Raw genomic sequence first — 18,324 nt, forward strand, 5'->3', positions numbered from 1 at the left:
GAACACGGCACCGGACAGCGGGCGCTCCGTGCCCGCAATCCGCTTCACCACCGAGACCCGGCCGAGGACCGGCGCGTTCTCCGCCACGACCCCCACACCCCGCTCGGCGTTCTCCGCAGTCAGCTCCAACGGCCCGAACACCGCCGGAGACGGCAGCCGGTAGCCGGGCGGAGCAGCCGTCTCCTCCCAGTAGTACGTACCCAGCGCCAGCCCGGCCGTGGAACACGTACCGTCCACACCCGTCGTGCAAGGGTCGCCGACCTTCGTGTCCGTCGGCTGAAGACCCCGCTGACCATTCGACTCACGCCACAACTGGAACACGGCACCGGACAGCACCCGCTCCGTGCCCGCAATCCGCTTCACCACCGAGACCCGTCCGAGGATCGGCTCGTTGTCGGCATCGACCGACACACCCCGCTCGGCGTTCTCCGCGGTCAGCTCCAACGGCCCGAACACCGCCGGAGACGGCAACCGGTACCCGGCAGGAGCAGCCGTCTCCTCCCAGTAGTACGTACCCAGCGGCAGGTCGGCCGTGGCACACGTGCCGTCCGCACCCGTCGTGCAGGGATCGCCGACCTTCGTGTCCGTCGGCTGAAGACCCCGCTGGCCGTTCGACTCACGCCACAACTGGAACACGGCACCGGACAGCACCCGCTCCGTGCCCGCGATGCGCTTCACCACGGACACCCGCCCGAGGATCGGCTCGTTGTCGGCATCGACCGACACACCCCGCTCGGCGTTCTCCGCAGTCAGCTCCAACGGCCCGAACACCGCCGGAGACGGCAACCGGTACCCGGGAGGAGCAGCCGTCTCCTCCCAGTAGTACGTACCCGGGAGCACGCCCAGGGCCGCGCACGTACCGTCCGCGCCCGTCGTGCAAGGGTCGCCGATCTTGGTGTCCGTCGGCTGAAGACCCCGTTGCCCGTTCGACTCGAGCCACAGCTGGAAGACCGCCCCGGACAGGGGGCGTTCCGTGCCCGCGATGCGCTTCACCACCGAGACCCGGCCCACGACCGGATCGTTCTCCGCCTGCGTGGACACACCCCGCTCGGCGTTCTCCGCGGTCAGCTCCAACGGGCCGAACACCGCCGGAGACGGAAGTTGGTACCCGGGCGGAGCAGCCGTCTCCTCCCAGTAGTACGTGCCCAGCGGCAGGTCGGCCGTGGAACACGTACCGTCCGCACCCGTCGTGCAGGGGTCGCCGACCTTCGTGTCCGTCGGCTGGAGGCCCCGCTGCCCGTTCGACTCACGCCACAACTGGAAGACCGCCCCGGACAGGGGGCGTTCCGTGCCCGCGATCAGTTTGAGGATCGAGACCGTGCCCGTCGCGGGGCGGATGTAGTAGCCCGCGTCGTGGGTGTGGTCGTTCTCGCCCGCGCCGCCCGTGGTCAGGGTTTCGGTCTGGGTCGCGGGGTCCGGGTTGGAGTCGATCGAGCGGTTGGTGCCCTGCTCCTTCGCCGTCGGCAGGAGGTCGGCCGCCGCGGGGGTCTCGGGGAGGCCCGAGGTGTCGGCCGTGGCCGCGTTGAAGGTGATCTGGTACGCCGTACGCGGATCGACCTGGAAGTAGTACTCGCCGCGCTCGTCGGTGCGCGTGGTCTGGAGGACTGCGCCGCTGCGGTCCTTCAGCGTGACCGTCACCCCCGGCAGCGGCTCCTCGTCCGCCCCCTGGATGCCGTCGCGGTTGCGGTCGAACCAGACCCGGTTGCCGATCTGCACCGGCGCCTCGTCACACAGGAGTTCCAGGTCGCCGAGGCCGTTGGCCTTCCCGAAGGAACCGGTGCCGCCGTCCACCTGGTAGTCGTCCGAGCCCGCGCCCGTCGCGTTGTCGAACTTGCGGACACCGCCCGAGAAGATCGTCAGCGGGTCCACGATCGTGGACACGGTCTTGGTGAAGCGCGGCGCGAAGGCCAGGCCGCCCTGGAGCGACTCCGCCAGCTGCCCCAGCGTGGAGTCGGCGTAGTAGTACTCCTTGACGGTGTCCTGCTGCGGCGGGGCGCTGCCCGGCACGAAGTGGTTCGGGCAGTCGGCGGACTCGCTGTCCCACACCCACCCGCCGGCCGTCTTGCAGACCCGGATCAGGTCGCCCATCGCGGGGAACAGCGAGCGCTGCGCGGTGTCCGTGCTGCCCTCGGGCGCCAGCGCCTCGTATCCGGCCTGGTCGCCCAGGCGGTCCCGGAAGCCGAGCATCATGGAGCCGTCGCGGTCGAAGACGATGTCGCTGAGCAGCGGCTGCGGGAAGTTGGCCTGGCTGAACCAGGCGAACGGGTCCCAGGTGCGCAGCCAGTGCCGCCAGTGCGTGTCGCCGTTCACCGACGCGTAGCCCATGCCGCGTTCGAAGGCGAGGTCGTGGCTGAGGACGGTGTCGAAGCCGGTGCCGGCGGCGTTCAGCTTGAGCACGTACGCGCGCAGGTCCTCGTCCTTCTGCGAGGACTCGGCGCTGCACGTACCGCCCGCATACACCGCCCCGTCGTGCACCCCGAGGCCGAAGGGCCGCCAGTCGTCCGCCCCGCTGGGGCAGCCGGGGTCGGCGATCGGGACGACGGCCTTCGGGGTGGCGGGGGGCCGCCCGTTGCCGGCGTTCTGGGTGTCGTACACGTACAGGCTCTTGGCCTTCAGGCCCACCGCGTACAGGGTCCGCCCGTCGTCGCCGAGGTCGAGGTCGCCGAGGGCCTCCTTGCCGACGGCGTTGTTGATCTCCATCGAGTCGCGGGTGAGGTCCGCCGCGTGCGCGGCGCTCCCGGCGTCGGGCAGGGTGGCGAACACCGAGGTCGTGTGGGTCGCGCGGTCCACGACGTAGATGCCGCCGGAGCCGGCCGGACCGTACGGCATCAGGCGCTTGGTCAGCGCGCCGACGAAGAGCTGGTCGGTGTCCCGCCGGTGCGCGAGGCCGTACGTGGCCCCGATCGCCTCGAAGGTGCTCTCGTCGTTCGGCGGCGGCGTGTCGCCCGTACGGTCGTACGGCCAGGAGACCAGCGCCTTCGTCCCCACCTGGCCGGGCGCGCTCTGGTGGTAGCAGGGCGTGGCGAGTTCGGGATTGGCCTGGCAGTAGTCGGCGGGGTTGTGGACGGCGGTGAGCACCTCGGCGTCCGCGCTCGTCACGTCGACGAACTCGACCAGCGAGGAGAGTGCGGGCGCGGGTCCGCCCGCCTGCGCGGGCCGCAGGAAGGACTTGGCCGCGGGGATCCGCGCCTCGACCCGGTAGCGGCCGCCGGTCAGCCCGAGGGCCGCCGGGGAGAGCACCACCCGGCCGTCGGCGCCGGTGACCCCCTCACCGGTGCGGCCCGAGGCGTCGGTGAGCGACACCGGAATGCCTTCCTCGCCGACCTCCAGGGCCGGTGTCCAACTGCCGTCCGAGTCGACGTCGCGTACGACGGTGACGGTGACGGAGCCCTCGGCCCGCGCCGCGGCGGCGGCCGGGAGGGTGAGGACGGCCGGCAATCCTGCCAGGGACGGCAGCGCGAGCAGCGCCGCGAGGCCGCCTCCGAGCCATCGTGGGCTCCCGCGCCCGGGAGCCCTCAGAGCAGCACGCATGACCCTCGTTCCATGATCAGCTGATAGGTGCGCTCAGCATCACGGCGAGGGTGCCGCCCCCTCGGCCAGACGTGCGGAAGGACCCACCCACACGCGCTAACGGAACAACCCGGATGCCGGGGGGGGCGGCTCTGCTCGACCCGGCCTCAGTTGACCTGCCGGTTCAGCCCCGTCCAGTACGGTTCCCGCAGCTTGAACTTCTGGATCTTGCCGGTGGCCGTGCGCGGGATCGCCGCGCGGAACTCGACCGTCGTCGGCGCCTTGTAGCCGGCCATCCGCTCCTTGCAGTGGGCGATGATGTCCGCCTCCTGGGCGGTCGCCCCCTCCACGAGGACCACCAGAGCCTTGATCGTCTCCCCCCACTTCTCGTCGGGTACGCCGATCACCGCGACCTCGGCGACCGCCGGGTGGCTGAAGATCGTGTCCTCGACCTCGATGGACGACACGTTCTCCCCGCCCGTGATGATCACGTCCTTCTTCCGGTCCGAGATCGTGAGGTGACCGTCCGCCGGGTCGAGCGTGCCGCCGTCGCCCGTGTGGAACCAGCCGTCCTCCAGCACCGCCGCCGTCTCCTCCGGCTTCTCCCAGTAGCCGTCGAGGACCACGTTCGACCGGGCCAGGACCTCGCCCGAGCGGGAGACCCGCAGCTTCACGCCGAGGGCGGGCAGCCCGGCGCGCGACAGCTTCCGCGCCCGCTCCTCCGCCGGCAGCTCCGCGTCCTCGGGCCGGGTCCGGTTGAAGGTGAGCAGCGGGGAGGTCTCCGTCAGGCCGTAGATCTGCGTGAACTCCCAGCCGAGCTCCTCGCCCACCCGCTGGATGGTCCGGCTCGGCGGCGGGGCGCCCGCGCAGACGATCCGCACCCGGTCGCGGCCCGGGATCTCGCCCTCCCATGAGGCCGCCGCGTCCAGCACCGTGTTCCACACCGCCGGCGCCCCGCACATCAGGGTGACCCCGTGCTCCTCCACCCGGCGCAGGATCTCCGCCCCGTCCACCTTGCGCAGCACGACCTGCTTCACGCCCAGGCCGGCCATGACGTACGGCATGCCCCAGCCGTTGCAGTGGAACATCGGCAGGGTGTGCATGTACACGTCCTGCTCCCACACCCGGGTGTGGAGCCCGAAGGTGAGGCCGTTCACCCAGATGTTGCGGTGCGTGAGCCGGACCCCCTTGGGGCGGGCCGTCGTACCCGAGGTGTAGTTGATCGTCGCCGTCGCGTCCTCGTCCGGCCGCGACCAGGGCCGCGGCTCCACCCCGAAGCGCATCACCTCGGCCTCGGTCTGCGCACCGAGCACGAAGCGGTGGCGGGCGGTCACCCCGGACAGCGCGGCGTCGAGCTCCGGATCGACGAGGAGTACGGATGCCCCGCTCTGCCGGACCACGTACTCCACCTCCTCCGGCTTGAGCCGGAAGTTCACGGGCACGCAGATCCGGCCGCTCATCGGCACGGCGAACAGCAGCTCCAGCATCCGGGCCGAGTTGTGGCTGACCACTGCCACCCGCTCGCCCTCGCCGACCCCGAGCGCGTCCAGGCCCGCCTGCCAGGCCCGGACCCGCTCACCGAGCCGCCCGTACGTCGAGACCGGCACCGGCACGGCGGGCTGGTCGGGTTCGTCGACCACGCCCGGGCTCGTAGAGAACCCCAGCTCCGCCCGGTCGAGGAAATCCGTGACGGTCATGGGAACCCGCATTGCTCACTCCTCTTCGCCTACGCCACCCACCCCGACCGTGCCCGGGGCGCGGTGCTGATCGTGAGCATCGTGCCGCTTCCGAACGGTTCGTCACCAGGGGTGCGTCAGCCGTTGATTGACGGGGGGGTGGGTGGGTGGGATCTGGGGGTGGGCAGCTCCCCGGCCGCCGGCCGCTGGCCCCCGGCCCCCGGCCGCCGGCCCCGGCCCCCGGCCCCGACCCCGGGCGTTCAGCCCGGGGCCGCTGACGCTCAGGCGAGGGGACCGAAGCGTACGGAGTGCTGCTCGGCGTCGGTCATCTCCCGCAGCATCCGCTCCCCCTCCTCCACCAGCTCCTCGCGCTGCACCCGCGAAAGGGTCCCGAACGCCTCGACGACGAGCTCGGCCCGCCCTCCGTCCCCGGCCTGCCCTCGCGCCCCGGCCGCCCCGCCGTTCCCGGCCTTCTCCCGGTCCAGACGCCAGATCCCGGCCAGCTGTCCGTCGAGGAGGAAGGTGCAGTGGGCCTGGTTGCCGCGCCAGATCCGCGCCTTGGTCTCGGGAGGGATCACGCGGGTGCGGTCGGCGTGGGACAGGAGCAGGTTGTCGAACTCGGGCAGGAAGCGGGCCGGCGCGGGCGTGTCCGCATCGGGGCGCGGCGCGCCGGGCAGGTCGAAGAGCTCTACGCCCTCCTCGTCGCGGAAGACCAGCAGCTGCGGCCGCAGCCGTTCGAAGGCCGCCCGCAGGCGGGTGAGCCCGGCCCAGGTCTGCATGTCCTTGACGGAAGCGGGCCCGAAGGCCCCCAGGTACCGCAACACGGTCTCGTCGAGCCGGGCGGCCTCGTCGGGCGGGGCGGCCTCCCCGCCCGATCCCCCCGCACCCGCCTTCGCCCCGGCCCCCGCACCCGCACCCGCCCGCTCCCCCATCCCGGGCGTCCAGCTCTCCAGGGTCGTCAGCCTGACCTGCCCCGACCGGCCCCACAGCCCCCGCGGGGTGACCTGCACCAGCGGAAGGCTGCACCGCGCGGCCACCGCCAGCGACTGCGGATCGGCGGCCGGCCACTCCTTGGCCAGCTCTTCCCGCAGCTGGCCCATCGTCCGGGGCTCCGCCTCGACCAGCTCCCGGCCGATCCGCGCCAGCCGCTCCAGATCGACCCCGTCCAGCCCCTTCCTGAAGTACTGGATCTCCCGGTCGCGCGCCGGCTGCACCAGCGGGCGCAGCCGGGCGGCGTCCTCGACGGTGTGGGTGTGGATGGTGGAGCGCATGGTCACCATGCGCACCACCCGGCGCGACTCCATCAGCCCCGACAGCTCCTCCGGCCGGAACCCCTCGATCCGGGACCACAGCTGGAAGTACGGCGGTTTCACGTTCTGCGCCTGGAGCCCCAGCAGGTGGGTCACCACGTCCTCGGCGGACAGCGCGGCACGCTCCAGGAGCAGCTGCCGGGAGAGGGTCGCGCGCCCCAGCGCGCGGCGGCTGAGCACGGTATTCGTCCGGGTGTCCATGACGGCCACGCTAACCCCACTTGCGGACAATTTCCGTCCGCAATCCACCACCCGATTCCCCGGCCCCACTCCCCGGCCCGGACCGGCCCCGGCCAAGCTCCCACCCCCGCCCGGCCATCGCCCCAGCCCCGCCCGGGCACAGCCCGCCCCTCGACCGCGCACCCCCGGAATCCACCGGCACCCCCGCACGGTCACAGAGGCCCGCCCCCAGCCCCCCAAGGCCCCAAGGCCCCCGGGGAGCCCCACACCGACCGGCCGCAGCATGCACACCACACAGAAGCCCCATTCGCCCGTATATCCTGCTCGGAGTCCGCAAGGCGCCGTTCGGCGCCCGCACGACACCGTTCGGAGCTGAACCCGCGATGCCGGAAAGCCGAGGCCGCCGCCCCGCGCCCATGCCCAGGAAGCACGCATGGCGCCGCCCCGGCACCCCCGCGTCCGGCTCCCCCGCCCCGCCCCCTGCCCCCGCACCCCCGGCGGGCCCCGTACACCGGCCCACGGCACCGGAAGCCGAGCACCGCAGCGTGGTGGAGGCCGCCCTCTACCGGGACGGCCGGCGGGTGGCCTCCCCCGCCACCCTCGCCGAGACGTTCCGCCGGCTGCGCGAGCAGGAGGACGGCATGGCCTGGATCGGGCTGCACCGCCCGACCGAGTCCGAACTCCACTCCCTGGCCGCCGAGTTCAACCTGCACCCGCTCGCCATCGAAGACGCGCTGGAAGCCCACCAGCGGCCGAAGCTGGAACGCTACGGAGACACCCTCTTCGTGGTCCTGCGCGCGGCCCGCTACCTGGACGCCCCGGAAGAGGTCGACTTCGGCGAACTCCACGTCTTCGTCGGCCCGGACTTCCTGATCACCGTCCGGCACGCCGCGGCCCCCGACCTCTCGGCGGTCCGCAGCCGCATGGAGGAGAGCCCGGAACTCCTCGCCCTGGGCCCCGAGGCCGTCCTGTACGCCATCCTCGACGCGGTGGTCGACGGCTACGCACCCGTGGTCGAGGGCGTCCAGATCGACATCGACGAGATCGAGACCGAGGTCTTCCGCGGCGACCCTGAGGTCTCCCGCCGCATCTACGAACTCTCCCGCGAAATGGTCGAGTTCCAGCGCGCCACCCGTCCCCTGGTCGGCATGCTCCACGGCCTCATGGCCGGCTTCGCCAAGTACGGCACCGACGAGGAACTCCAGCGCTACCTGCGCGACGTGGCCGACCACGTCACCCACACCAGCGAACGCGTAGACGGCTTCCGCCAGGCCCTCACCGAAATCCTCACCGTCAACGCCACCCTGGTCACCCAACAGCAAAACGCCGAAATGCGAGCCCTCGCCGAAGCCGGCTTCGAACAGAACGAGGAAATCAAGAAGATCTCCTCGTGGGCCGCCATCCTCTTCGCCCCCACCCTGGTCGGCACCATCTACGGCATGAACTTCGAGGACATGCCGGAACTCAAGTGGGCGGGCGGCTACCCCTTCGCGATCCTGCTGATGGCAGTGGTCTGCACGAGCCTGTACGTCATCTTCAAGAAGCGGGACTGGCTCTGAACTTCTCGTATCCCGCTCGGCCGGCCCGCCGACGCTGCGGCGCGTCAGAGGAAGTGGCCTCCGAACGCCGACCGGGCCCGGACCGGGTCACTCCTTGCTCAGCCGCACCGTGTCTCCCGTCCGGTCGCCCGCGAGGACGTCGATGCGGACGCCGGTCGTGGGGTCGGTGAAGCTCTGTCCGGGTGCGTGTGCGGCCAGGTCCAGGGGGGTGCAGCCGGTGGGCGGGGTGGCGGTCGGGTGCGGGGGCATGATCCGCACCGGGCCCTCGCCGGTCGGGACGGCGGAGTCGACCTTGTAGATGAGGACGCCGGTGGAGCAGGCCGACGCGTCGTTGCCCGCGGGGCGGCGGGACTCCGCCACGTACGCCGTCGTCTCCCCGGTCCGCAGCACGGCGATCTTGGTTCCGCCCGGCACTTCCACCGGGGTGAGCCGTACCGTGCGGCGACCGGACGCGGGCAGGCAGGCGACCTGGGCGTCGCGGGTCCAGCCGAGCTTCCAGGAGTGCCAGCCCAGGTACTGGGGGGCGTGGCCGGCGATGTTGCCCATGAGGTCCCAGCCGCCCACGTACTGGTGGGTGGGGCCGGTGAAGGAGTACAGGTCGGGCAGGCCGAAGGTGTGGGCGGTCTCGTGGGCCGCGACCTTGTGGCCCCAGCGCCACATGTCCTGTCCGAAGGTGACGGCCCACTTCAGGCGGGTCCCGTCGGCGGTGATGCCGGGCGTCGCCGGGTCGTAGAGGTAGGTCGGGGAGAAGGGGATGGCCGTCGCCGTCCTGGTGGGGACGACGTACACCATGTCGTAGCGGGAGAGGTCCGCGTACGGGTCGGCGGCCGCGATCGCGTCGCGGAGGTACTTCTCGTGAGCTTCGAAGGTGAGGCCGCGGGTGAAGCCGTAGGAGGTGGATTCGGCGGGCATCCGGATCCATCGGGGCAGTGGCGTGTTCTCCAGTCGCAGACGGCCGTAGCTCGCGCGGCTCATCCAGGCGGCGGCCGGGGCGAGTTGAGCCGCGTACGGGTCGGTCGAGTCGGTGGCCGGGGCGTCGGGGAAGTCCACGTACAGCGTCAGGACGCGGCGGGTTCCGGTGGCGGGCTGGAACTGGGCCCGGTCGGTGTCGTGCCCCTCGTCGGTCCAGCCGGTCCGGCCGGGGAGTGCGCACTGGGTGGTGGGGGCCGGCGGGCCGGGGGTGGCGGCCGCGGCGGGGGCGGACAGGCAGGGGATGAGGGTGACCGCTGCGGCGAGGGCTCGCAGGCGGCGGGGCGGGGTGGCCATGTCTCTCCCATCGGAGGCAGGTTGAGGGGTACGAGGTACTACGCGCGGCCCGCGGCCAGGGCCATCAGGCGGGACAGCACGCGGCCGCCGGAGGCGGTGACGCCGTCGTGTTCCCATTCGTTGGTGATCCACACCCGGGTGGCGCCGACCTCGCGCGCCGTGCGCAGGGAGAGCCCGGCGTCCACGTACATGTCGTCGTGGTAGACGAGCGCGGCCAGCGGGACCCTGTTGGCGGCGAGGCGGCGAGGGTCGTACAGCGGGGGCCAGTCGGGGCGCTCGGCGAGCAGATCGGCGGCGGCGGCGAAGGGGCGCAGCCCTCTGATCTCGCGGAACATCCAGGGGTAGATCATCTCCCCGGTGAGCAGGAAGGGGTCGGCGTCCTCCGCGAACCCGGGGAAGGCCGCCATGGCCCTGGACGCCGCCCAGCGGGTCGGGCCCACGCCCTGGCCGTACAGGGTCTCCTGCATGACGGCGAAGAGCGGGTTGTCGGTGAAGCCGGTCAGCGTCATCACCTGGTACAGGAAGGTGTCGGTCAACTCGCCCTCCTCGTCGAGGGCTTCGTCGAGCAGCCAGTGGATCCGCTCGAAGCCGTCGCCCATGCCGAGGGCGAGGCCGAGCGTGCGCAGGCGGCGGGAGGTGAGCCGGTCCCCGTCGGGCAGGCGGACATCGGTGACGTACAGGAGTCGGGCGATCTTCCGCAGCCGGTCGGCGTCGTCGGGGTAGCGGGCGTAGAAGTCGAGGACGCGGTCCCGCACCCGGGGGTAGGTGCGGGCGTACACGTCGTCGGCGGTGGCCGAGAGGCCGGGGAGGCCGCCGGTCACGTAGCACGCCCGCAGGCCTTCGGGGGCCCGGGAGAGATACGTGAGGGTGATGAAGCCGCCGTAGCTCTGGCCGAGGGTCTCCCATTGCTCGTCGCCGCACAGCCGCCGGCGGATCAGTTCGGCGTCCGCGACGATCGAGTCGGCCCGGAAGTGGCCGAGATGGTCGGCCAGTCGGGCAGGCGAGGAGAAGCGGGAGGCCACCCGGGCGTTGACGGGGGCGGAGCGGCCTGTGCCGCGCTGATCGAGGAGGAGCACCCGGTGGGTCTTGAGCGCCTCGGGCAGCCAGCCGGGCAAGCCGGCGGACGGGCGCGGCGATTTGCCGCCGGGTCCGCCCTGGAGGTAGAGCAGCCAGGGCAGTTGCTCGCCCGCCCGGCCCGGATCGGCGACCTCCCGGGCGAAGACCTGAAGGGTCGGGCCGTGCGGGGCCGCGTGGTCCAGGGGGACGGTGAAGACATGGTCGACGGTCGCGTACGCGGGGTTCATGGGTCCCTTTCACGGCCGCACGGCCGCACAGTCGGGTGTGACATTGCACGGCAGCATGGCCCGGCCGACCGGTCACCGTGGAGCCCTCACTTGCCCATAACTCCGCGCTATGGGAACACGACAATTGTGAGTGCCATTTCACATAACTATGTTACGTGTCACATTCCAGCCTGCCCCAGGCTGCCCCACTGCTCACGGAGCGACCCGATGAACAAGCGCACTCTCCACGCCGTCGCCGCCGCCCTGGCGGCGACCGTCACACTCACCATGGCCGGCTGCTCCAACGGCAGCCACTCCGGCGGCAGTCGGCAGGGCGAGGGCAGGCAGAACCCCGCACTCGCCAACAAAGGGGCCGCGGTCGGCGGCACCCCGCAGCGGGGCGGCACCCTGACCGTCCTGTCCGGCCAGGACTTCGCCCACCTCGACCCGGCACGCAACTGGGTGATCGGCGACATGGACTTCGGCACGCGGCTGCTCTACCGCACCCTGGTGACGTACACGGCGGAACCCGGCGTGAAGGGCGGGGAGTTGACCGCCGACCTCGCCGAGGACCTCGGCGTCTCCTCCAACGGCGCCAAGACCTGGACCTTCAGGCTCAAGAAGGGTCTCAAGTACGAGGACGGCACCCCGATCACCGCCCAGGACATCAAGTACAACGTGGAGCGGTCCTTCTCCCCCGAACTGCCCGGCGGACCGGATTACGCGGCCCGCTACCTGGCCGGGGCCGAAGGCTACCGGGGCCCGGCCGAGGGCAAGCACCTCGACTCCGTGAAGACCCCCGACGACCACACGATCGTCTTCGAACTCCGCACGCCCTTCGCGGAGTTCCCCCACATCACCGTCCTGCCCACCTTCGCCCCGGTGCCCAGGACCCGGGACGAGGGCCCCCGGTACGACAGCCGCCCGTTCTCCTCCGGACCGTACAGAATCGAGTCGTACGACCGGGACAAGCGGCTCGTGCTGGTGCGCAACCCCCACTGGGACCGGGCGACGGACGGGGTGCGCAAGGCGTACCCGGACAAGCTGGTCGTGGTGATGGGACTGAGGGCCAACCAGATCGACGACCGGCTCATCGCCTCGGAGGGCGGGGACGCCTCCGCCGTCTCCTGGGGCAGGCTGCGCCCGGAGAGCACCCCCAAGGTGCTCACCAAGGCCGACGTCAGGGCGCGGCTGCTGGCCGAGTCCACCAACTGCACCGAGATGGTGCAGATGCACACCGGCCGCGCCCCCTTCGACGACGTCAAGGTCCGGCAGGCCGTGCAGTACGCCCTGGATCGCGAAGCGGTGCTGACCGCCTCCGGCGGCCCGGCACTCAACGACCTCGCCACCGCGCTCATGCCCGGCTCGCTTCACGGCGGCAAGCAGCCCGACACGCTGGGGATTCCGGCCTCCGGTGACGTGGAGAAGGCGAAACAGCTCCTGAAGGAGGCCGGCAGGCCGGACGGGATCACCACCCGGGTCACCGTCTCCAGCGGCGACAAGGGTGTTGCCGAGGCGATACAGCAGTCCCTGGGCCGGGCGGGGATCAAGGTCACCATCGACTCCGTCGACCCGTCGGCCTTCTACGACACCATCGGTGACACCAAGACCCGCACCGACCTCGTCTACACCGGCTGGTGCCCCGACTACCCCTCCGGCTCCACGTTCCTCCCCTTCGTCTTCGACGGCCGCTACATCAAGGAGAAGGGGAACTCCGGCAATCACTCGCTCTTCCGCGACGACGCGACGATGAAGCGGATGGACGAGATCGCCGCCATGACGGACACGGCGCAGGCCGACCAGGCCTGGCGGCAGCTGGACGGAGAGATCCTCGCCAAGGCCCCGACGGCGCCCACCGTCATCGAACGCATGCCCTTGCTGCTCGGCAACAACATCGCCGGAGCCTTCGGCCACACGTCCTTCGGAGGCCAGCTCGACTACGCCACGATCGGGCTCAAGGACCCTGCGAAGAGCGGCAGTTGACCTCGCCTCGCGCCGCGGCGCCCAGGGCCGCCCGCGGCCTGCAGCTGGCAGCCCCCAGCCCCCAGCCCCCAGCCCCCAGCCCCCAGCCCCCAGCCCCCAGCCCGTGCGACGCTTCCAGCCGGTGGAGGGTCTCGTGGACGCACATCCCCCCAAGTGATGTGTGACATTTCACATAAGATTAACGGGAGCCGCCTCCTGTCCGAAAGCCGTCGCCGCTCCCTACCATGCGCGGCATGGAACTGGAGGTACGGCACCTGCGGGTGGTGTGCGCGATCGCCGAGGCCGGCAGCCTCACCCGGGCCGCCGCCGCGCTGTCCATGACCCAGCCGGGCCTCAGCACGCAATTGCGGCGCATCGAGACGATGTTGGGCGGCGCCCTCTTCGACCGGCGGCGGGCCGGAGCCACCCCCACGGCCTTCGGTGAACTGGTGCTGGCCCGGGCCCGCGCCGTCCTGCCGGGCATCGACGCGCTCCTTGCCGACACCGCCCGCGCGGCCCGCCACGTGGCATCCCCCGACCGGGTCCGTGTCGGATCGGTCGGCGCTCCCCTGCTCGGCCATCTCGTCCTGGCCGTACGGAAGTTCCTGCCCGGGGCCGAGGTGACATCACGGTGCCACTACTCCCCCGTCACGCTCCTGGACGACCTCGCCGCCTGCCGCCTGGAGGCGGCGGTCCTCGGCGACCACCCGGAGCAGGTCCTGCCGCCGCGCGACGGCGTGATCCTCACTCCGCTGGTCACCGAACCCGTCTTCGCCCTGCTGCCCGCGACCCACCCCCTGGTCGGCCGGGAGGCCGTCTCCCTGACCGAACTCGCCGATCACGACTGGGCGATGCCCCGGCCCGACGGCGACCGCACCCGCGAGTACTGGTCCTCCGTGTGCGCGCTGTCCGGCCGCCGCCCCTCCGCCCCGTACGAGGCCGAGGGGCGCCAGCTGGTGGAGCTGGTCCGGGCCGGCCTGGCCGTCAGCCTCTGCCAGGCCACCTTCTCGGAAGCCCCCGGCGTCACCGTCCGCCCCCTCACGAGCAACCCGCTCTGGTACCGCCACGTCCTCGCCTGGCACCGTGACGGCCCCCTCGCCGCCCATGGCAACGACATCCTGCGCACGGTGGCGGCCGGATACCTGGACACCTGCGCCGCCAGCCCGGTCTACGCGCGCTGGCGGCAACGCCACCCGGATGCGGCCCGGCTACCGGTAGGGACGGCCCTCGAAACACGCGGGTCGTCCCGCGCGGCCGGACAGCAAGGCTTCGGGGACGGTCTTCTCCTCGACCCGGACGCCCAGTTCCGACAAGGCCGGCGGTAGGTCCCGGTCCCAGGGGGCCTCCGCCGACCGGCCGGCCGAGATCAGCCCGCGCGACCGGCCCCCACCCCGGCGCCGCCCGCGCCCCCGCCCTTCCTCCCGCGGTGTCGGAGGTTGACGGCCGTGGCCCTGGCCACCACCACCGGGTTCAGGAACTGCACCGGGCTGATCAGCCGGGAGGCGAAGCGGTGCATGTGCCGGGCGACCGACGCGTCGCGCGCCGCCGCCGAGAACATGAGCCGTTCCAGACGGTTGAACGGGCGGGCCTTGGCGAAGTCGGCGGCCAGGTGCTGGTGGCCGAGCAGTCGGCGCCGGTGTCTGCGGGCGTACGCGGCGAGCGACCGGTAGAGGTCGCCCCGCCCGGCGGCGGCCTCGGCGACCGCCTCGGTCAACCAGTGCGCGGACTCCAGGGCCCACCCGCACCCGACTCCCCACAGCGGGTCCCCGGTCAGGGCGGCGTCCCCGATGAGAGCGAGGCCCGGGGCGACCGGCCTGCGGCTGTGGAGGGGGTAGTCGACGAAGCCGGTGATCTTCGTGATGCGCTCGGCGGCGTCGATGGGCGGCGCCTGCGGCAGGGCCCGGACGAACGCGCGGAAGCTGCCCTCCAGGTCCTTGCGGAAGGCCGGCAGCCGTGCCTTGTCCGGGACCACCGCGACGACCGTCACCCCGCCGTCGTTCGGGAACGCGTACGCCATGTCGGGTTCGAGGAACCAGGTGTGGGTGACGCCCTGGTGCAGCGGGAGGTTGCGGAACTGCGCGAGGTAGGCGAACCGCGCGTTCTCGTGCACCCGCCCGGTCACTCCCGCGTGCTTGGCCACGGCCGAGTCCTTGCCGTCGGCGCCGACCACCAGGCGGGCCCGGAACTCGCGCTCGCCCCCGGGCGCGGACGCACGCACCCCGGCCGTCCGGCCGCCCTCCCGCAGCAGTCCGGTCACCCGGTGGCCGAGGAGCAGGTCCACTCCCGGGGTCTGCGCCGCACGGGACCTGATCATCGGGTCGAGGACGCTGCGCCGGATGTTGTACGCGTACTGCAGCTCGGCGCCCGCAGGTCCGGGCCGCGGTTCGATCCATCCCCAACGGGTGTACCAGCGCGCCCCTTTGAGGACGGCTCCGGCCTCTTCGAGGGCGGGCACGAGGCCGAGCTCGGCCAGCACGGGGTGCGCACCGGGCTGGATCGCGTGGGTGCAGAGCGCCTTGTACGCGTCGGGGTCCGCGTGGCGTTCCAGGAGGGCGACGCGAAGTCCTCGGCGGGCGAGCAGGATCGCCGCGGCGCTCCCCGCGAGGCTGGCCCCGCACACGACCACGTCGTACGGGCTGCCGCGCTCGGCGGCGCGCGGGCCGTCCTGGCGCTCGTGTCCCGCGTCGCGCTCGGGGCTGGTCATGCGCTGATCGCCGCCTTCGGGTGTGGGTGCCGGTCGGGGTGGGGGTGGCGCACACCAACTGCAGTGCAGTTACTGGCCGGTTGTCAAGGGCCCGGCGGACACGCGCGGCACCCGCCCCGTACCGGCCGAAGCCGCCCGGCGCTCGGTCGGTCGCCGCCAGGCGGACGGCGAAGGCGCCGATGAGGATGGTGCCCTGCCGCCAGCCGGCCCCCAGCCTGTCGTCACCGACGCGGACGCTCGCACCGGCACCAGCACCGGCACCGGCACTGGCACCAGCACCGGCACCAGCACCGGCGGACTCGCTCTCCACCGCCCCGCGGAAGCTGTCGCGGATCAAGAAGGCGGATCAGCCCTGTACGAGGGCCTCGCCCAGCGGGGTCAGGCGGTACAGGACCAGGCGGCCGTGGCGGGCCCGGGCGGTGAGGCCGGCGTCGGTGAGGACCGAGAGGTGCTGGCTCACGGCGCCGGGGGTCACGCCGAGGCGGCGGGCCAGCTCGGTGGTCGAGGCCGGGGCCGCCAGCAGGGTCAGCAGGCGGGCGCGGGGGGTGCCGACCAGCCGTTCGAGTGCGGTGGACGCGGCGGGCGGCGTGCTCTCGGCGAGGGTGGCCGCGCCCCGGGCGGCATAGACGATCTGGGGCGGGGCGTCGAGGGCGAGGGTGGTGGCCACCCCGTCCGTGAAGCAGCTCGGGGTGAGCAGGAGGCCGCGTCCGTCGACGGGGATCACGTCGGGGTCGGCGTACCCGGGGCCGTGGGACACCAGCGAGACCACGCCGTCCGCCCAGGAGAGCTGGGGGCTCAGCCCGCCGAAGAGCGCGCCGGCTCCGCGTTCCGACAGGACCCGGGAGCGGTGGACGAGGTCCGCGTGCAGGACCGAGCGGGCCCGCGGCCAGAAGGCCGGGGCCAGGCAGTCGTCCCAGTACGCCTCGATCGCGTCGGCGATCTCGGCCAGCAGCCGCTCGGGCCGGTCCAGTCCGCGGGCGAGGAGGGCGGGCACGGGCTCGCCCAGGGGCCGGAAGGTGCGGTCCAGGTCGGGGCCGAGGAGGGCCGGGTCGAGGGCGCGCAGGACGGAGAGTTCCTCGCGGATGTCCGGGGCGGGGCCGGCCGGGCGGGGGGTGAGCACGTCGGGGACCCAGTAGCGGCGGCGGGCGACGAGTGCGCCGAGCAGCTCGGTGACGGGGCGGCCGAGTCCCTCGTACGCCGGGCGCAGTTCCCGGAACACGGGGACCAGGGCGGGGAACCGGGCGGCGTGGCCGGTCCACATGCGCAGGCTGAGGACCGCCTCCTGGAGCGGGGAGTACGCGAAGGAGGTGGTGGCCAGGTCGGCCAGGGCCAGGCGGAAGCGGATCATTCGGCTTCACGGGTCGGGGTGCCGGGGAGGGGCCGTGCGGGCCGGCCGGGCTGCGCCGGCGGCCGCCGGATGGTTTCAGTCCCAGGCTAAAAGAATTCTGCGGGATCCGGACAGGCGGTGAGGTCGGCCCATGACCTCCACGAACCCCTCGACCACCGCCGCGTCGGCCACCCCTGCCACGAGCCCGTCGGCCGCCGCCGGCGCCCCGCCCGCCGGCACCCCGCGCGGACCGGCCCGACCGGCCGGACCGGCCGGACCGGCCGCACCCGCCGGACCGGCCGCACCCGCAGCACCCGCCGGACCGGCCGGACCCGCTGTGCGTCGGCTGGCCCTCATGACCGCCCTCGCCTCCCTCGGCAAGGGCCTGTACCTGACCGTGGCCCTCCTCTGGTTCACCCGGGGCCTGGGCTTCTCCGCCTCTTCGGCGGGCCTGGCGCTCACCGCCGCGGGCATCTGCGGGGTGCTGTCCTCGCTGCCCGCCGGACGGCTGGCCGATCTGTACGGCAGCCGACCGGTGATGGCGGGCCTGCTGCTGGCCCAGGGCGCCTGCCTGGCCCTGTACACCGGGGTCTCCTCGTACCCGGCGTTCCTCCTCCTGACCTGCGCCTACGTGGCCGCCGAGCGGGGCTCGGGCGCCGTGCGCGCCACCCTGTACGTCCAGGTCCTGCCCACCGAGGGGCGCGGGGCCGGACTCGGGCTGCTGCGCGTGGTGCTGAACTGCGGGATCGGCGCCGGGGCCGGGCTGGGCGCGCTCGTGCTCCTGTGGGACACCCCGGGGGCGTACGCCGGGGCCATGGCGGGCACGGCGCTGGTGTACCTGGCCGCGGCGGTGTCGCTGCGCGGGGTGTCCGTACGCCCGGAGGCGGCGGGCGCGGCGGGGGCGGCGGCGCCGGGGGGAGAGCCGGGGCGGGCCCCGGTGCCGTTCGGTGCGGCGCTGCGTGATGTCCCCTACCTCGTGGTCACCGGGCTCAACGCCGTCGTGAACATGCTGTACGTGATCATCGAAGTGGCCTTCCCGCTCTGGCTGGTGGAGCACACGCAGGCGCCGCCCGCGCTGGTGGGCCCGTTGCTCATGCTCAACACCGTGCTGGTGGTCGCCTTGCAGGTCCGCGCCACCCGGCGTACGGACGAACTCGCCGGTGCCGCGCGGGCGTTCCGCAGCGGCGGGCTGCTGGTGGCGGCCTGCGCCCCCGCGGCGGCGCTCGCCGCGTACGGCGGACCGTGGGCGGCGGCGCTGGCGATGACGGCGGCCGTCACCCTGCTGACCCTGGGCGAGGTCCTGTCCCAGGCGGGGAGCTGGACCCTCGGGTACGACCTCGCGCCGGGCGCCGCGATGGGTGCTTACCAGGGTGTCTTCCAGCTCGGGATCTCGGCCGCTGCCGCCGCCGGTCCTGTACTGCTGACCGCCCTGGTCCTGCCGTACGGCACGGTGGGCTGGTGCCTGCTGGCGGCGGTGCTGGCGACCGCCGCCTGCGCCCTGCCCCCGGCCGCGCGGTGGGCCGAGCGGACCCGCGGCCGGGGGTAGG

General features: G+C 73.0%; 11 protein-coding genes. 4 read left to right on the top strand and 7 right to left on the bottom strand.

Annotated elements, in window-relative coordinates:
* The 3 genes from ACZ407_RS22710 to ACZ407_RS22720 all read right to left on the bottom strand — a co-directional run.
* Positions 1-3,531 (bottom strand): SpaA isopeptide-forming pilin-related protein (locus tag ACZ407_RS22710; protein WP_468130974.1); only part of this gene is annotated, 3,531 nt, incomplete at its 3' end.
* A 146-nt stretch (positions 3,532-3,677) separates the two neighbouring features.
* Positions 3,678-5,219, bottom strand: coding sequence for an AMP-binding protein (locus ACZ407_RS22715; RefSeq protein ID WP_468130976.1), 1,542 nt, complete (start codon positions 5,217-5,219; stop codon positions 3,678-3,680).
* Between the two features lie 248 nt (positions 5,220-5,467).
* Positions 5,468-6,697, bottom strand: a complete 1,230-nt coding sequence (locus ACZ407_RS22720; RefSeq protein WP_468130978.1) for a winged helix DNA-binding domain-containing protein — start codon at positions 6,695-6,697, stop codon at positions 5,468-5,470.
* A gap of 362 nt (positions 6,698-7,059) precedes the next feature.
* Between ACZ407_RS22720 and ACZ407_RS22725 the strand changes: the two genes are divergently transcribed.
* Positions 7,060-8,235: a magnesium and cobalt transport protein CorA gene (locus ACZ407_RS22725; protein WP_468130980.1), complete on the top strand. Its 1,176-nt coding sequence runs from the start codon at positions 7,060-7,062 to the stop codon at positions 8,233-8,235.
* Between the two features lie 87 nt (positions 8,236-8,322).
* Here ACZ407_RS22725 and ACZ407_RS22730 read toward each other — a convergent pair whose 3' ends face one another.
* Both ACZ407_RS22730 and ACZ407_RS22735 read right to left on the bottom strand, forming a co-directional pair.
* Entirely contained in the window at positions 8,323-9,501 is a 1,179-nt protein-coding gene (locus ACZ407_RS22730; RefSeq protein WP_468130982.1) for a M6 family metalloprotease domain-containing protein, read from the bottom strand.
* Between the two features lie 38 nt (positions 9,502-9,539).
* A complete protein-coding gene (locus ACZ407_RS22735; RefSeq protein WP_468130984.1) occupies positions 9,540-10,805 on the bottom strand; it encodes an alpha/beta fold hydrolase in 1,266 nt (421 codons plus the stop codon).
* 207 nt (positions 10,806-11,012) lie between these two features.
* On the opposite strand from ACZ407_RS22735, the gene ACZ407_RS22740 reads away from it, so the two are divergent.
* A complete protein-coding gene (locus tag ACZ407_RS22740) occupies positions 11,013-12,767 on the top strand; it encodes an ABC transporter substrate-binding protein (protein WP_468130986.1) in 1,755 nt (584 codons plus the stop codon).
* 233 nt (positions 12,768-13,000) lie between these two features.
* Entirely contained in the window at positions 13,001-14,071 is a 1,071-nt protein-coding gene (locus ACZ407_RS22745) for a LysR family transcriptional regulator (RefSeq protein WP_468130988.1), read from the top strand.
* 41 nt (positions 14,072-14,112) lie between these two features.
* Here ACZ407_RS22745 and ACZ407_RS22750 read toward each other — a convergent pair whose 3' ends face one another.
* Positions 14,113-15,450 carry an NAD(P)/FAD-dependent oxidoreductase gene (locus ACZ407_RS22750; protein WP_468130990.1) on the bottom strand — a complete coding sequence of 446 codons (1,338 nt, stop codon included), beginning with the start codon at positions 15,448-15,450 and terminating at the stop codon, positions 14,113-14,115.
* 346 nt (positions 15,451-15,796) lie between these two features.
* Positions 15,797-16,798, bottom strand: a complete 1,002-nt coding sequence (locus ACZ407_RS22755) for an ArsR/SmtB family transcription factor (RefSeq protein ID WP_468130992.1) — start codon at positions 16,796-16,798, stop codon at positions 15,797-15,799.
* Between the two features lie 130 nt (positions 16,799-16,928).
* On the opposite strand from ACZ407_RS22755, the gene ACZ407_RS22760 reads away from it, so the two are divergent.
* Complete coding sequence (locus ACZ407_RS22760; RefSeq protein ID WP_468130994.1) at positions 16,929-18,323, top strand: MFS transporter; 1,395 nt, start codon at positions 16,929-16,931, stop codon at positions 18,321-18,323.
* The last annotated feature ends 1 nt before the right edge of the window (position 18,324 follow it).

Source organism: Streptomyces sp. NPDC030809 (assembly GCF_055572195.1).

Coding starts and splice junctions, on each gene's coding strand:
- ACZ407_RS22715 (WP_468130976.1), bottom strand. CDS start 5,219: ATGCGGGTTCCCATGACCGTCACGGATTTCCTCGACCGGGCGGAGCTG.
- ACZ407_RS22720 (WP_468130978.1), bottom strand. CDS start 6,697: ATGGACACCCGGACGAATACCGTGCTCAGCCGCCGCGCGCTGGGGCGC.
- ACZ407_RS22725 (WP_468130980.1), top strand. CDS start 7,060: ATGCCGGAAAGCCGAGGCCGCCGCCCCGCGCCCATGCCCAGGAAGCAC.
- ACZ407_RS22730 (WP_468130982.1), bottom strand. CDS start 9,501: ATGGCCACCCCGCCCCGCCGCCTGCGAGCCCTCGCCGCAGCGGTCACC.
- ACZ407_RS22735 (WP_468130984.1), bottom strand. CDS start 10,805: ATGAACCCCGCGTACGCGACCGTCGACCATGTCTTCACCGTCCCCCTG.
- ACZ407_RS22740 (WP_468130986.1), top strand. CDS start 11,013: ATGAACAAGCGCACTCTCCACGCCGTCGCCGCCGCCCTGGCGGCGACC.
- ACZ407_RS22745 (WP_468130988.1), top strand. CDS start 13,001: ATGGAACTGGAGGTACGGCACCTGCGGGTGGTGTGCGCGATCGCCGAG.
- ACZ407_RS22750 (WP_468130990.1), bottom strand. CDS start 15,450: ATGACCAGCCCCGAGCGCGACGCGGGACACGAGCGCCAGGACGGCCCG.
- ACZ407_RS22755 (WP_468130992.1), bottom strand. CDS start 16,798: ATGATCCGCTTCCGCCTGGCCCTGGCCGACCTGGCCACCACCTCCTTC.
- ACZ407_RS22760 (WP_468130994.1), top strand. CDS start 16,929: ATGACCTCCACGAACCCCTCGACCACCGCCGCGTCGGCCACCCCTGCC.